Consider the following 13,836-nt stretch of genomic DNA (forward strand, 5'->3'; position numbering starts at 1 on the left):
TTTGACAACTATTTTCATTAACGGCAGGATTCGAGCCGGCGGGGGGACCTCGCTGGATCCATCGCACCCGTGAGGAAACTGGATGTCCGAAGCGCTGAACAGACGAGGATTCCTGGGCCTGGCCGGTGGTTTGGGGCTGGCCGCGATGACCGGTTGCGGTGCCGATGGAGGCGCCGACGCCGCATCGCAGCCCAAGTCGGGCGGGCGACTCCGCGCGGTCTACGCCGGTGGCGGCGCCAAGGAAGTGCTCGACCCGCATGTTCAGAGCCTGTTCGTAGACATCGCCAGGCACAAGGCGATGTACGAGAAGCTGGTCGAGCTCGGGCCGGACCTCAAGCCGTTGCCGCGGCTCGCCGAGAAGTGGGAGCCGGACGCGCAGGCCGCGACCTGGCGGTTCACCCTGCGGGACGCGACCTTCCACGACGGGCAGAAGCTGACCGCCGAGGACGTGCTCTACAGCCTGTCCCGGATGGCCGACCCGACCTCGCCCGAGCGGGTCGCCCAGTCGTCGCTCGCCACGCTCGACCTGCGCCGCTGCCGCGCGGTCGACCAGCGCACGGTCGAGCTGACCCTGACCGCGCCGAACGCCGAGTTCCCCGCGCTGCTGGCCGGGATCGGCACCCAGATCGTGCGCAACGGCTTCAAGGATCCGACCAAGCCGATCGGGACCGGACCGTTCACGTTCGTGTCGTTCGAGGCCGGCCGTTCGATGGTGGCCCGCCGGTACGACGACTACTGGGACGGCGCGGCCCGGATCGAGGAGCTGCACGTGCTCTCGGCCGACGCGGAGGCTCGCGCGAACGCGTTGCAGGGCGGCCAAGCGGAGTACGCCAACGAGATGACCGCAACCTTCGCCCGGACCGCCGAGGCCGGGAAGACGGTGAAGATCGTCGCTGCGAAGGCGTCGACCACGCAGGCGTTCGTGATGAAGGTGGACCAAGCGCCGTTCGACAACCCGGACGTGCGGATGGCGTTCAAGCTGCTCGCCGACCGGCAGCGGCTCGTCGATGTCGTCCTCGCCGGTCGTGGTCAGGTGGCGAACGACCTGTTCGGCAAGGGATTCCAGTACTACCCGGCCGATCTGCCGCAGCGCGAGCGGAACGTCGAAGAGGCGAAAGCCTTGCTGAAAAAGGCGGGAGCGCTGAACAAGGAGTTCGAGATCTACACCTCGGACGCGTCGGCCGGTTTCGTCGAGGCGGCCACCCTGTTCGCCGAGCAGGTGGCCGAGGCGGGGGTCAAGCTCAAGGTGACCACCGGCGGCTCCCAGACGTACGCGAAGGACCTGCTGACCAAGGGCATGATGGGCAGCCACCGGTCCGGGGCGATGCCGATCCCGCAGTACATCACCGATCGGCTGCTGTCGAAGTCGCCGTTCAACGTGACGCACTGGCGGCGGCCCGCGTTCGACGCCGGTTTCGCCGCGGCCCAGGTGCTGACCGACGAGGTCGCGCGGTCCTCGAAGTACTCCGAACTGCAGAAGTCGTTGCGGGACGAGGGCGGCATCCTGGCCTGGGGTCATCCGGACTACCTGGTCGCGGTGTCGTCGAAGGTCGAGGGGGTCCAGGCGGTGCCGCCGAACACGCTGGACTCGAGCCGGTTCGACAAGGTGTGGCTGGCCTGAATGCGGTGGTACGCGGCCCAGCGGGCTGCCCTGGCCATGCTCCAGCTCGCTGTGCTGTCGGTGCTTGTCTTCGTACTGACCGCGTTGCTTCCTGGTGATGCCGCGGACCTGCGGTTCACCGAGACGCTGACACCTGACCAGGTCGTGCGGTTGCGGGAGCAGCTCGGGCTGGACCGGCCCGCGGTCGAGCGGTTCACGCACTGGCTGGGCAATGTGGTGACGGGTGATCTCGGTACCTCGCTGATCAGTGGCGGGCCGGTCGTCGACATCGTGAAGGCGTCCGTCGGGGCGACGCTGGTGCTCACGCTGACGACGCTGGCCGTGGTGGTTCCGCTGGCCGTTGCCCTGGGCATCTTGATGGGGACGCGCGAGAACGGGCGGCTGGATCGGGCGATCACGTCGGTCACGCTGGGGCTGAGCGCGATCCCGGACTTCGTCATCGCGGTGGTTCTGGTGGCGGTCTTCTCGCTCAAACTCGGCTGGTTGCCGGCCACCTGGGTCGGTGGTGAGTTGCTGGCGAGTCCGGCGCTGCTGGTGTTGCCGGTGGCGGTGTTGTTCGGGCGCACGGTCTGCCTGCTCTCGCGACAAGTGCGGGCGGGGACGATCACGGCGCTGCAGGCGGAGTACGTCGTACAGGCTCGTCGGTTGGGTGTACCTCGTCGGCGGTTGCTGCTGCGACACGTGTTGCCGAATGCCGCGGTCCCCGGCGTCCAGGAGCTCGCGCGAACCGGGGACACGTTGCTCGGTGGAGTGCTCGTGGTCGAGGCGATCTTCGCGATCCCGGGGTTCGCGACCGCGCTGGTCGACGGAGTGGAGACGCGCGACGTCCCGGTCGTGCAGGGGCTGACGCTGGTCCTGGCGGTCGCGGCGTTGCTGATCAACCTCGGCGCCGACCTGGTCTGCAACCGACTCGTACCGCGGACGGAGCTGCTCCGATGAGAGCCCGTACGCCGCTGGCCGTGTCGGCCGCATTGGTCCTGATCCCCTTGCTGGTGGCGGTTTTCGGGCCGCTGATCCCGTTGGACCCGGCGGCTGGACTTCCGTATGAACGGGGTCCGGGGCATCCGCTCGGCACCGACGGGCTCGGGAGGGATGTGCTCGAACTGCTCCTCGTCGGCGGCCGGACCGCATTGGGTATGGCGGTTGGCGCAGTCGTGATCGCGTATCTCGTTGGCGGCGTGATCGGGCTGGTGGCGGCGTCGACTCGGCATCGGTGGATTGATGAGGCGCTGATCCGGCCGCTGGACGTTCTGCTGCCGCTGCCGTCGTTGCTGGTGATCAGCGTGGTCGCCGTCGGCTGGCGGGCGTCGGCGCTGGCGATCACGCTGGCCGTTGCCATGGTCAACGTTCCCACGGTGGCCCGGCTGGTACGGGCCGCGGCGCTGGATGCGGCGAGCGGGCCGGTGGTCGAGGCGTTGCGGATGCAGCGGGAGAGCTGGGCCGGGATCCACCTGGGCTTCATCGGACGCGCGGTACTGGGGCCGGTCGCCGCGGATGTCGGGACCCGGATCACCCTGGCCGTGTTCCTCGTTGCCTCGGTCAACTTCCTGGGCCTCGGGTTGAGCCCGACCGCACCGGACTGGGCCGTGAGCGTTTCGCGGAATCGGGAGGGCTTGCTGCTCCAGCCTTGGGCGGTGATCGCGCCGGCGTTGATTCTGGTCGCGTTCACGCTCGGCTTCAACCTGCTCGCGGACCGGCTGGTGCACCGGACCCGGCGGATGGTCGAGGCGAAGCGATGAAACCGATCGTCACCGTCAGCGGATTGGCCGCACGGGCCGGGGACTCGATCCTGGTGGACGGCGTGGACTTCGAGGTCTTCCCTGGTCAGGTCACCGCGTTGGTCGGGGCGTCGGGCTCGGGGAAGACGACATCGGCGCTGGCCTTGCTGGGTGAGCACGGCGACCGGGTGACGTTGTCCGGGCTGGTGGAGGTCGACGGGACGGTTGTTGTCGACAGCAACGGTCCAACGAGTGCAGATGTGCGTGGACGAGTCGTCGCGTATATGCCGCAGCACCCGGGGTCAGCGCTGAACCCGGCCCGTCGGATCGGGGTCGGATTGCGTGAGTTGGCCCGTCTTCATCATCCGTCGGTGGCTGAGGTCGTCCTGGAGGCTTTGCGGGCGGCGCAGTTGCCGGATGATCGGGCCACGTTGCGTCGATTTCCCCATCAGTTCTCCGGGGGTCAGCGGCAGCGGATCGCTCTGGCGCAGGCGTTGACCTGCCGGCCGCGGGTGCTGATCCTGGACGAACCCAGCACCGGGCTCGACTCGATCACCAGATTGCAGTTGGTTGCCGATCTGGAGGACCTTACGGCGCGCGGACTGGGGATCTTGTTGCTCAGTCACGATCTCGAGTTGGTCCGCGCGCTCGCGCAGTACGTCGTAGTGCTGGACGCCGGCCGGGTGATCTCATCGACGCTCCCAGCCGTGCTTGATCTGCCGCCTGCGCAGGGAACTCGGCCGGGCGGTGATCCGTTGCTCCAGGCAATGAACGTGTCGGCCTCGCTGCGTCCCCGCGGTCGTGACACGATCCTGCACGAAGTCGACCTCAGTGTCCGACCGGGTGAATGCGTCGGCGTTGTCGGCCGGTCCGGGAGCGGCAAGACGACGCTGGCCCGCTGTCTCGCCGGGTTGCACGAGCGCCATACCGGCCGTCTGACCCTGGCCGGTGCGGACCTACCGGTACTGCGGAAGCGGTCGCTCGAGCAGAACCGTCGGGTCCAGTACGTCTGGCAAGAGGTCCGCGGATCCTTCGACGAACGCCGTCCGGTCGACGATCAGGTCGCCCGTACGGCGCAACGCCTGCGGGGGCTGACGTTGTCGGACGCCCGGGCCGAGGCGGTCGCGACGCTGTCCCGGCTCGGTGTGTCCGCGATGATCGCGGCGCGACCGCCGAGCCGGTTGTCCGGCGGAGAGCTCCAGCGCGCGGCCCTGGCGAGAGCGTTGCTCGCCAAGCCCGACGTGCTGGTCTGCGACGAGATCACCACCGCACTCGACGAACATGGCACAGGTCTCGTGGTCGAGCTGCTGCTGGAACTGAAGGCGCAGGGGACCGCCCTGGTGTGGATCAGCCACGACCTGGGCCTGGTCTCCGCCGTGGCCGACCACGTGCTGGTGATCGACGCCGGCCGGGTGGTCGAACAAGGGCCGCCGAGCACCGTGATGAGCGACCCGAGGACTGAGGTGACCCGTCGGCTGGTGAGGGCCGCCCGGGTCGGACACGAACCGCCACCGCCCGTGCTGACCAGTAGTTCCGACCTGAGGAGCAACCTGCGGTGACGACAGCTAGATTGCATGATCATCTGGCGGAGGCGATCAAGGATCCCGATCCGATCCGGGTCGGTGACAACCTGATCTGCCTGCGGTTCGAGACGATGAAGGTGTACTCCGCGCTCGGCGCCGTACGCCATCTGCTGGAGACCGGGGCGGTCCGGCCGGGCGACACGTTGATCGACAGCTCCAGCGGGATCTACGCGCACGCGCTCGCGCTGGCCTGTCACCGGTACGGGATGAAGTGTCACATCGTCGGCTCGACCACGGTGGACAAGACGCTGAAGATCCAGCTGGAGATCCTCGGTGCGACGGTCGAGCAGGTGCCGTCGTCGAACAACCTGCAGCTGGACCAGAACCTCCGAGTCCGCCGGATCAGCGAGATCCTGCGCGACAACCCGACGTACCACTGGATGCAGCAGTACCACGACGACATCCACTACCTCGGGTACGGCGCGGTCGCGGATCTCCTCGACAACCTGGTGCCGACCGGTCCGTTGTGCCTGGTCGGCGGAGTCGGTACGGGGGCGTCGACCGGCGCGATCGCGGAGTACCTGCGGGATCGGGGGCGGGACGTGAACCTGGTCGGCGTACAGCCGTTCGGGAGCATCACCTTCGGCGCCGGGCACACCAAGGACCCGGAGATGATCATCGCGGGGATCGGCAGCTCGATCGAGTTCCGTAATGTGCGGCACGAGTTGTACGACCGGTTGCACTGGGTCTCGTTCGACTATGCGATGTCGGCGGCTGTTGACCTGCTCCGGACGTCCGGGGTGTTCGCCGGGCTGTCGGCGGGTGCGGCGTACCTGTCGGCGCTGTGGGAACACAACTGCGACAGCTCCCGGCGGCACGTGTTCCTCGCCGCCGACACGGGTACGCGGTACGTCGAGTCGGCTTTTGCCCGTCATGCCGAGGCACAGCCGATGGCGGCGATGCGGCCGCGCGAGATCGACTCGCTGAACCAGCTCGCGGTGCCGTGGTCGGCGATGTCGTGGAACCGGCGGGAGTCGGTCGTGGCCGAGCGGCACGAGTTCCCATCTGCGACCCCGTCGCATTAGTCTGTGAGTCGCGCTGACCTCTGACGCCGAAAGGCTGGCTGATCTGCCATGACCGCTTCCGTGGCTGCCCTGACCTCGTCCGTTCTCGCCGGCGAGCTCGGGCCGGCGCCGTCTTCGGTGCCGGTGACCAGCGCCTTCTGGTTGCATCACACGACCCGGCTGCCGGGCGCGGACGTGACCTATCGCAACTGCTACGTGCTGTTGCGGGTCGGGGAGGTGTTCGGCGCCTGCTCCTTCGAGGAGGGTGAGGTCGACGCTTCCTTCTGTGCGGACGCTTCCGGGGCTTCGCTGGATTCGCTGCTTTCGGGCTCGGTGCCTTTGCCAGTGAGGATCGCGGCGTTGGATGCCTACCTCGCGTCGGTCCAGCCGCATCATGCGGATTCGCGTGCCGAGGAGGTTTTCCTGCCCGCCGGTACGCCGGAGGTGCGGGCGCGGGCCCGGGACGCGGCGGTGGCCGGGCTGCTCGAAGTCGGAGAGGGGACGAAGGTCGCGCTGATCGGGGTGGTGAACCCGCTGGTGGACGCGATCACGGCTCGCGGCGGAATTTGTCTGCCCTGTGACTTCAACCTGCGCGAGACCGCTTCGGGGTTGCCGGTTTCCCGCGAAATGACGGAGGTTATCGATGCCGCCGACGCGGTGGTGGCGACCGGAATGACCTTGAGCAATGGGAGTTTCGACGTCCTGCTTGGTCGTTGCCGTGAGCAAGAGAAGGCGTTGGCGGTCTATGCTCAGACCGGCAGTGCCGTGGTGAGGTCCTTTCTTGGTTCGGGTGTCACTGCCTTGTCAGCCGAGCCGTTTCCCTTTTCCCAGTTCAGCTCCCGCCCGACGAGCTTGTATCGCTATCACTCTCAGGACGGAGATTCCCGGACGTGAGCAACCCAGCTGTTCGTACACCGGTCGCTGCGACCCAGGTGCCCGGCGACCTGCGGATGGTGCGGCGATTGTGGCCGTTCCTGCTGGCGTCGACGGTCAGCCTGATCCCGTTCACCGTGTTCGGCATGTACTTGGTGCCGATCGCGGCGGCGGCCGACGGCACGGTGGCGGAGATCGGCGGGCTGCGGGGGCTCGGCGGACTCGCGGCGCTGATCGTCGGATTCGCGCTCGCCCCGCTGATCGACCGGCTCGCCCGTGAACTGGTCGCGGCGTGTGGCCTCGCCCTGCTGGGGGTTTCGGCCGCACTCGGTGCTGTCGGCAACATCTTCGCGCTGGCCGCGTTCTGCTTGCTGATCGGGGCGTCGACGTCGATCCTCGCGCCGTCGATCGGGGCCGCCGCGGCAGACCGGTTCCGATCGCCGGCTGCGGCCGGTCGCGCGGCGACACTGGTCTCGGCGACCACGTCGATGATGGCGATGCTGGCCGCGCCCGTCCTCGCAGTACCGGGGCTGTTGTGGGGTTGGCGGGGGAATCTGCTGGCCGCGTCGGTGATTTCGCTGGCGTTGTCGGCCGCGTTCTTCTGGCGTGGGCGGGGGCGGAAGGCGCCGATGCGGGCTGAGGGTGCGGAGCGGATGAGTTACCTGGCGACGTACCGGGTGCTGGCCCGGATTCCGGGGGCTGTGCCGTTGCTGGTGGTGGCGATGCTGCGGACGGCGGCGTTCATGGGGTACTTGGCGTACCTGGCCGCTTTCTATGACGACAAGTTCGACCTGCAGCCGGGGTGGTTCGCGCTGGTGTGGTCGCTGAGCGGGGCGTCGTTCTTCCTGGGCAACCTGTTCGCGGGGCGGTACATCGCACTCGAGCGCCCCTGGATCAGTCCCGAGCGCATGCTGGTCGTCGGCGCAGGGGTGGCGCTGGTGAGTGTGGCGGGCTTCTACTTCGCGCCGACGCTTCCGCTGACGCTGTTGCTGACCGCACTGATGGGTGCGAGCCACGCGACCATCGCGGCCTGCGTGACCACGCTGTTGGTCCGTCGTAGCGGGGATCTCCGTGGGTCCGCGCTCAGCGTCAACGCGGCGGGGATGAGCCTCGGGACGTTCCTCGGCGCCGCCCTCGGAGGTCTCGGCCTCGGCCTGGGCGGCTACCCCGGCACGGCGCTCACCTTCACCGTCATCACCCTGCTCGCCGTTCTGCTGTCTCTGCGCGTACGCCGCTCACCGGGATGATCCCCTTCATGCAAACGCGACGCCGGGGTCGAGCCCTGCTGTGGCCGATAGCGCCAAGGCGCACGTCAACGGCCATCGCCACGGCCGACACTGGAGCCTGTAACCGGCCGCGCCTGGCGAGGTCACAACCGGCAGGTGTCGATGGCGGGCCTTCTTCCTGCAAATAAGGCGAGGTCAGCGACGCCGATTTGATAACTCGAACATATGTTCGATAAGATCGGTGCATGTTCGAAGGAGACTTGTCAGGGCTCACCGCGGCCGAGGTACTCCGTACCGTGCGGGTCGTGGACGAAGGTGAAGTCGAAGACGATCTGGTGCGCGACATGACCGACGTGCTCACCTTGTTCTGCGCCCGCATGTACGGCAAGCGCGCCGCCGGGAAGCGGTCGAAGAAGGCGCTCGCCGCTGTGGCGGGTGAGGGCGCGTGAGTCACAAGCAAGGCATCAGGTTTGAACTCGCTCCCGACCCCGGGCAGGCCGTCGTCATGGGCCGGCACTGCGGACTGTCGCGGGTGGTGGAGAACTTCTGCCTGGAGACGGTCCGCAAGAAGTGGTCGCAGCGCAAGGCGGAGGAGTCCTACGGCGTCACCGGAGATGACCTGACCAAGGTGCCGTGGTCGGCCCCCGCGCTGGAGAAGGAGTGGCGCGCGGCCCACCCCAAGCGGTTCCCGTGGTTCGCCGAGAACAAGCTGTCCTCCCGTGTCCCGAAGGAGGCGTGCCGGGTTCGTGCCGCCGGGTTCTCCAACTATCTCAAGTCGAAGCAGGGCGTACGCCGGGGCGCGAGGATGGGCTTTCCCTCGTGGCGGAAGCGCAAGCACGGCTCCCGGTTCCGCTACGACGCCGACCGGGCCAAGCCGCGGGATGCCCGCACCGTGCGCCTGCCCGCCGTCGGCGATGTCGCAACGCGTGAGGACATGTCCTGGCTCACCGGCCGGATCGCAACAGGCCAGGCACGGATCCTGGGTGCCACTGTCCGGGAGCAGGCCGGGCGCTGGTGGATTTCGTTCCAGATCGAGGTGGACCGGGACGACATCAACAAGGATCGTCAGGCCGATGCCGAGGCTCCCGCGTGTGGTATCGACCTGGGCCTGAAGACGTTCGCCGTTATCAAGAACAGTGACAGCACTACCGAGGAGATCCATGCCCCCAAACCACTCAAGGCCGCACAGCGCGCGTTGAAGCGCGCCAACCGCAAGCTCGCCCGCACCGCGGAGGACTCCAAGAACCGGGCCAGGGCCCGCACCCGTGTCGGCCGACTCCATCTGAAGGTGGCCGACCGGCGGCGGGATTTTCTGCACAAGACCACTACGAGGCTGACGAGAACCAAGTCCGCCATCGCGGTGGAGACCCTGCACGTCAAGGGCATGGTGAAGAACCGCCGGCTCGCCCGTGCCGTCAGTGATGCCGGGTTCGGCGAGTTCGTTCGCCAACTGGACTACAAGGCCGAATGGTACGGCTCGACCGTATGGAAAGCCGACCGCTGGTTCCCGTCGTCCAAAACGTGCGGGGACTGTGGAGGCATCAACCGCGCCCTGGTCCTCGCGGACCGCACCTGGGGGTGTCCCGGCTGCGGCGTCCTGCACGACCGGGACGAGAACGCGGCGGGCAACCTGCTCGCCGCGATGCTCACGGACTGAACAAGAACGACCTCGCCGGGAAGTTGCCCGGAGAACCGAAACGCCCGTGGAGACCACATAAGACCTCTCTCCGGAGTTGGCAGCGGTCAGCGAAGCAGGAAGAGCCGAAGCGAGAACATCGCTGAGACTCACTCAACGGTTATCGTTCCGTCTTATGGACAACCTGCCCGAGCCTTCCAATCCGCATGCGCACCTGCGCGCGTCCGACGAGGACCGCGACCAGGTGGTCGAGGTTCTGCGGGACGCGTTGATGGCCGGGCGGCTGACCCAGGACGAACACGCCGACCGGCTCGAGCAGACGTTGAGCGCGCGCACCCTCGGCGAACTGGAGCCGATCACCCAGGACCTCGTCGTACCGGGTCAGCAGTTCCGCCGGGCGGCGGCCGCGCCCGTACCCACGCCCGGGACGGGCGTCGTACCGATCGAGGAGCTGGCCAATCCGGCGGACAGCTTCGACACGGTGGTCAGCATCTTCGGCGGCGGTGAGCGGAAGGGCCGCTGGCGGGTGAAGCGGCGGACGAACGCGCTCGCCCTGTTCGGCGGGTACGACCTGGACATGACGGATGCGGTGTTCGAGGGGCGTGAGGTCACCGTCTACGCGTTCGCGATCTTCGGTGGGATCGACATCACGGTGCCGGAAGGTGTCGAGGTCCGCACCCATGGCGCCGGGATCTTCGGCGGCTTCGGCGGTCGCGGGGCCAAGGAGATCGATCCGACGGCGCCGGTGGTCGTCCTCAAGGGACTGGCGCTCTTCGGCGGGGTCGGCGCCCAGGTCAGTAAGCCGAAGAAGCGCAAGGGACCGCATAACCCACACGGACACGGTCAGTTGGGCCACTGACCGTACGGCTCAGATCCAGGACTTGAACCACATTCTGTTCAGCCAGTCGGGGTGCGGGAGGACCTGGTCGGTGAGGATCGGCCAGATGTAGGCGAAGTTCACCACCACCAACACGACGAAGGCGCCGACGACCGCGCTGCCGATCAGCCGCCGTGAGGTCGAACTCTGCCGGCCGAGGCGGGCCGGCCCGAGGATCTTGCCGAGGACGAGAGACAACGCCATCACGGTGAACGGGATCATCGTCACCGCGTAGAAGAAGAAGATCGGCCGGTCGTCGAAGAAGAACCACGGCGCCCAGCAGGTGGCGAAACCGATGATCGGTATGCCGAAGCGCCAGTCCCGTTGGCCGATCCACAGCACTGCGGCGGCGAGCAGGGCGAGCGCGCCGCCCCACCACAGCAGCGGCGTACCGAGGGCGGAGATCACCGAGAGACAGTTCGTCCCGGCCGGTGCTTCGCAGCCGCCGGTGCCGGGCTTGATGTCGTTGACCGCGTCGAAGCCGATCGGGCGGGCGATGATCGGCCAGCCGGCCGGGTGCGACGAGTACGGGTGGGTGGCGTTCTTGATGTAGTCGCCGGTGTGGAAGGCGAGCACTTCCTCGTGATAGTGGATCAGCGATCGGAAGTCGTCCGGGACGATCTTCATCACGCCGGTCGCCGGGTTCTTCGAGGCGTAGTCGTGGTCGTAGGCGTTGTCATGCAGCAGCCAGCCGGTCCAGGTCGCGGTGTACGTGACGATCGCGACCAGCACGATGCTGAGGAACGCCGGGAAGCCGTCCACCGCCGCCGACTTCCAGAACGCGTGCCGTACGCCGAGTGCCCGGCGCGCGCCCAGATCCCAGGCGAACACGAGCAGGCCGAACCCGGCCATCACCCAGACCGCGCTCCACTTGGTGCCGAGCGCGAGCCCGAAGCACACGCCGGCCGCGAGCCGCCACGGCCGCAGCAGCATCCAGCGGCCGAGCTTGCCGCCGAGATCCGGGGACTCGGCCAGCCGGCGGCGGGTCCAGTCCCGGTCGGCGACCAGGCAGGAGACCGCGGCGACCAGCCAGAAGGCCAGGAAGATGTCGAGCAGCGCGACCCGGGACATCACGAAGTGCAGGCCGTCCACCGCGAGCAGCAGGCCGGCGATGCAGCCGATCAGGGTGGACCGGGACATCCGCCGGACCGTCCGGATCAGCAGCAGTACGGTCAGCGAGCCGAACAGGGCCGGCATGAACCGCCAGCCGAAAGTGTTCATCCCGAACAGTTGCTCGCCGGCCGCGATCATCCACTTGCCGACCTCGGGGTGCACGGTCAGGCTCGGGGTGTCCTTGAACACGTCCAGGTTGCCGGCCAGGATCGCCTTGTCCGCGGCGCCCTCCGGCTTGTCGATGAACTGCCGCGCGTAGCCGAACTTGAGCAGCGAGAACGCGTCCTTGGCGTAGTACGTCTCGTCGAAGACGAACTTCACCGGGTTGCCGACGTTCCAGAACCGCAGGATCGCGGCGAACGCCGTGATCGCCAGAGTGGCGATCCAGCCGCTGTCGAAATCGCGCGGCATCGGCGGATACAGCCGCTCCTTCAACGGTGGCAACCGGCGCCCGAACGCGTCCCGCCCGAGCCGCTCCCGCTCCCCGGCGTCCACGCTCCGCGCCGCATCTAACCCCGCGGCCTCATCCTCGATCACAGCAGTCACGCCCGCCATGGTACGGAGCCAGGTGTACCACCGCCTCCCGGCATGACTGCAGCGGTATCTGTGGACAACCGAAAATCGCCGGCCAGACCTTCTACACTGAGTGACATGAGCACGCCACGAGAAGAGCTGCACGCCATGATCGACGAGCTCCCGGACGACGCCGCCGCGGAGCTGGTTTCGGACATGCGCGCGATCTTGCGGCATCGGCTGGCGATGCGTCGACGCAGTGCGGCTGAAGCCCGGCCGTGGCCCCCGTCGTGGTTTGGTGCAGCGGCGGGGAGCAGCCCCGACATCGCGAGGCGAAGCGAGGAGATTCTGCGAGACGAGCTCGGCCGCCGCCAGTGATCGTCGTCGATACCGGACCGCTGGTAGCCGCTGCCCTCTCTACGGACGAAGACCACCGTGCATGCGTTGATATGTTCACCTCGGCTCATCTGAACGGTGAACGGCTGGTCGTGCCGAGCTTCGTTATTCCGGAGGCGTGCTACCTGATTCAGCGTGAGGCAGGAGCCAAGGTCGAGGCCGACTTCGTGAGGTCTCTTGCCGCAGGCGACTTCACAGTCGCCGAATGTGACTTGGCACTGGAGCGGATCGCCGAGCTGATGGACAAGTATGCCGACCTTCCTCTCGGTCTGGCCGACGCCTCGGTGGTGGCAATCGCGGAAGAGCTTGGCGCGCGGGAGATCGCGACGCTGGACCGGCGTGACTTCAGCGTTGTCCGCCCACGTCACACTTCGTCGTTCGTCCTCCTGCCATGAGCGGGCGATTGATCTTGGCGGGGACGCCGATCGGGGATGTGGGGGATGCGTCGCCTCGGTTGGGGGAGGTGTTGGGGGAGGCGGATGTTGTCGCGGCGGAGGATACGCGGCGGTTGCGGCGGTTGACGGGGGAGCTGGGGATCACGGTCAAGGGCCGGGTGACCAGCTTCTTCGAGGGGAATGAGAGGGAGCGGACCGCGGAGCTTGTGGATGCGCTGCTGCAAGGGCTGACCGTGGTGGTGGTGACGGACGCGGGGATGCCGAGTGTTTCGGACCCGGGGTATCGCTTGGTGGCCGCGGCGATCGAGGCCGGAGTCGACGTGACCGCGGTGCCGGGGCCGTCGGCGGTGTTGACGGCATTGGCGCTGTCCGGGCTGCCGGTGGATCGGTTCACGTTCGAGGGGTTCCTGCCGCGCAAGCCGGGCGAGCGGACGACGTACCTGAAGGAGCTGGCCGACGAGCGCCGGACGATGGTGTTCTTCGAGGCGCCGCACCGGCTCGCCGCGTCGCTCCAGGCGATGGCCGACGCGTTCGGCGCGGATCGTCGTACGGCGGTCTGCCGGGAGCTGACCAAGACGTACGAGGAGGTCAAGCGCGGCCCGGTCGCCGAGCTGGCCGAGTGGGCCGCCGACGGAGTGCGGGGCGAGATCACCGTGGTCGTGGCCGGCGCCGAGCGGACCCGGATCCTCACCCCCGAGGAGCTCGCCATCGAGGTCGCCACCGACGAGGAGGCCGGTACGCCGAGGAAGCAGGCGATCGCGGACGTGGCCAAGCGGTTCGGCGTCCCGAAGCGAACGGTGTACGACGCCGTCCTGGCCGCCCGCGCCCCGGGGAAATAGCCCAGACCGGGGTGGGGAAGTAATTTGCACTAGCCCCGGCCC

13 protein-coding genes and 1 pseudogene are annotated in these 13,836 nt (G+C 67.9%); 13 read left to right on the plus strand and 1 reads right to left on the minus strand.

Features of this window, described 5'->3' with window-relative positions; translation table 11 throughout:
- The first annotated feature begins 82 nt into the window (after positions 1-82).
- The 10 genes and pseudogenes from EV643_RS24365 (at position 83) to EV643_RS24410 (ending at position 10,520) form a co-directional block, all read left to right on the plus strand.
- Positions 83-1,621: an ABC transporter substrate-binding protein gene (locus EV643_RS24365; protein ID WP_133802447.1), complete on the plus strand. Its 1,539-nt coding sequence runs from the start codon at positions 83-85 to the stop codon at positions 1,619-1,621.
- Positions 1,622-2,560 (plus strand): ABC transporter permease, encoded by a 939-nt coding sequence (locus EV643_RS24370; RefSeq protein WP_133802448.1) that lies wholly within the window; start codon positions 1,622-1,624, stop codon positions 2,558-2,560.
- The gene (locus EV643_RS24375) at positions 2,557-3,360 is read left to right on the plus strand and encodes an ABC transporter permease (RefSeq protein WP_133802449.1); all 804 of its coding nucleotides are present in this window, start codon (positions 2,557-2,559) and stop codon (positions 3,358-3,360) included. The genes EV643_RS24370 and EV643_RS24375 overlap by 4 nt, the downstream gene beginning before the upstream one ends.
- Positions 3,357-4,898, plus strand: a complete 1,542-nt coding sequence (locus EV643_RS24380; RefSeq protein WP_133802450.1) for an ABC transporter ATP-binding protein — start codon at positions 3,357-3,359, stop codon at positions 4,896-4,898. Before EV643_RS24375 ends, EV643_RS24380 begins: the two co-directional genes overlap by 4 nt.
- On the plus strand, positions 4,895-5,947 hold the full coding sequence (locus EV643_RS24385; protein WP_238165762.1) for a pyridoxal-phosphate dependent enzyme: 1,053 nt from the start codon (positions 4,895-4,897) through the stop codon (positions 5,945-5,947). Before EV643_RS24380 ends, EV643_RS24385 begins: the two co-directional genes overlap by 4 nt.
- 48 nt (positions 5,948-5,995) lie before the next feature.
- Complete coding sequence (locus tag EV643_RS24390) at positions 5,996-6,820, plus strand: Rossmann-like domain-containing protein (RefSeq protein WP_133802451.1); 825 nt, start codon at positions 5,996-5,998, stop codon at positions 6,818-6,820.
- Positions 6,817-8,046 carry an MFS transporter gene (locus EV643_RS24395; RefSeq protein WP_238165763.1) on the plus strand — a complete coding sequence of 410 codons (1,230 nt, stop codon included), beginning with the start codon at positions 6,817-6,819 and terminating at the stop codon, positions 8,044-8,046. The genes EV643_RS24390 and EV643_RS24395 overlap by 4 nt, the downstream gene beginning before the upstream one ends.
- Before the next feature lie 269 nt (positions 8,047-8,315).
- Positions 8,316-8,474, plus strand: a pseudogene (locus tag EV643_RS24400) (IS607 family transposase); the annotation flags it as partial.
- A complete protein-coding gene (locus EV643_RS24405) occupies positions 8,471-9,682 on the plus strand; it encodes an RNA-guided endonuclease InsQ/TnpB family protein (RefSeq protein WP_133802453.1) in 1,212 nt (403 codons plus the stop codon). The pseudogene EV643_RS24400 and the gene EV643_RS24405, both read left to right, overlap by 4 nt.
- Positions 9,683-9,836: 154 nt before the next feature.
- The gene (locus EV643_RS24410) at positions 9,837-10,520 is read left to right on the plus strand and encodes a DUF1707 SHOCT-like domain-containing protein (RefSeq protein WP_133802454.1); all 684 of its coding nucleotides are present in this window, start codon (positions 9,837-9,839) and stop codon (positions 10,518-10,520) included.
- Between the two features lie 9 nt (positions 10,521-10,529).
- Here EV643_RS24410 and EV643_RS24415 read toward each other — a convergent pair whose 3' ends face one another.
- Entirely contained in the window at positions 10,530-12,206 is a 1,677-nt protein-coding gene (locus EV643_RS24415) for a dolichyl-phosphate-mannose--protein mannosyltransferase (protein ID WP_133802455.1), read from the minus strand.
- A 96-nt stretch (positions 12,207-12,302) separates the two neighbouring features.
- Between EV643_RS24415 and EV643_RS24420 the strand changes: the two genes are divergently transcribed.
- Genes EV643_RS24420 through rsmI form a run of 3 tightly spaced genes read left to right on the plus strand, consistent with a single transcriptional unit; the run spans position 12,303 to position 13,794 of the window.
- A complete protein-coding gene (locus EV643_RS24420; protein WP_133802456.1) occupies positions 12,303-12,542 on the plus strand; it encodes a hypothetical protein in 240 nt (79 codons plus the stop codon).
- On the plus strand, positions 12,539-12,955 hold the full coding sequence (locus EV643_RS24425) for a type II toxin-antitoxin system VapC family toxin (protein WP_133802457.1): 417 nt from the start codon (positions 12,539-12,541) through the stop codon (positions 12,953-12,955). Before EV643_RS24420 ends, EV643_RS24425 begins: the two co-directional genes overlap by 4 nt.
- The gene (rsmI, locus tag EV643_RS24430; RefSeq protein ID WP_133802458.1) at positions 12,952-13,794 is read left to right on the plus strand and encodes a 16S rRNA (cytidine(1402)-2'-O)-methyltransferase; all 843 of its coding nucleotides are present in this window, start codon (positions 12,952-12,954) and stop codon (positions 13,792-13,794) included. Before EV643_RS24425 ends, rsmI begins: the two co-directional genes overlap by 4 nt.
- Positions 13,795-13,836 lie beyond the last annotated feature (42 nt).

Origin of the sequence: Kribbella caucasensis (assembly GCF_004361855.1) — a bacterium.
Classification (GTDB): domain Bacteria; phylum Actinomycetota; class Actinomycetes; order Propionibacteriales; family Kribbellaceae; genus Kribbella; species Kribbella caucasensis.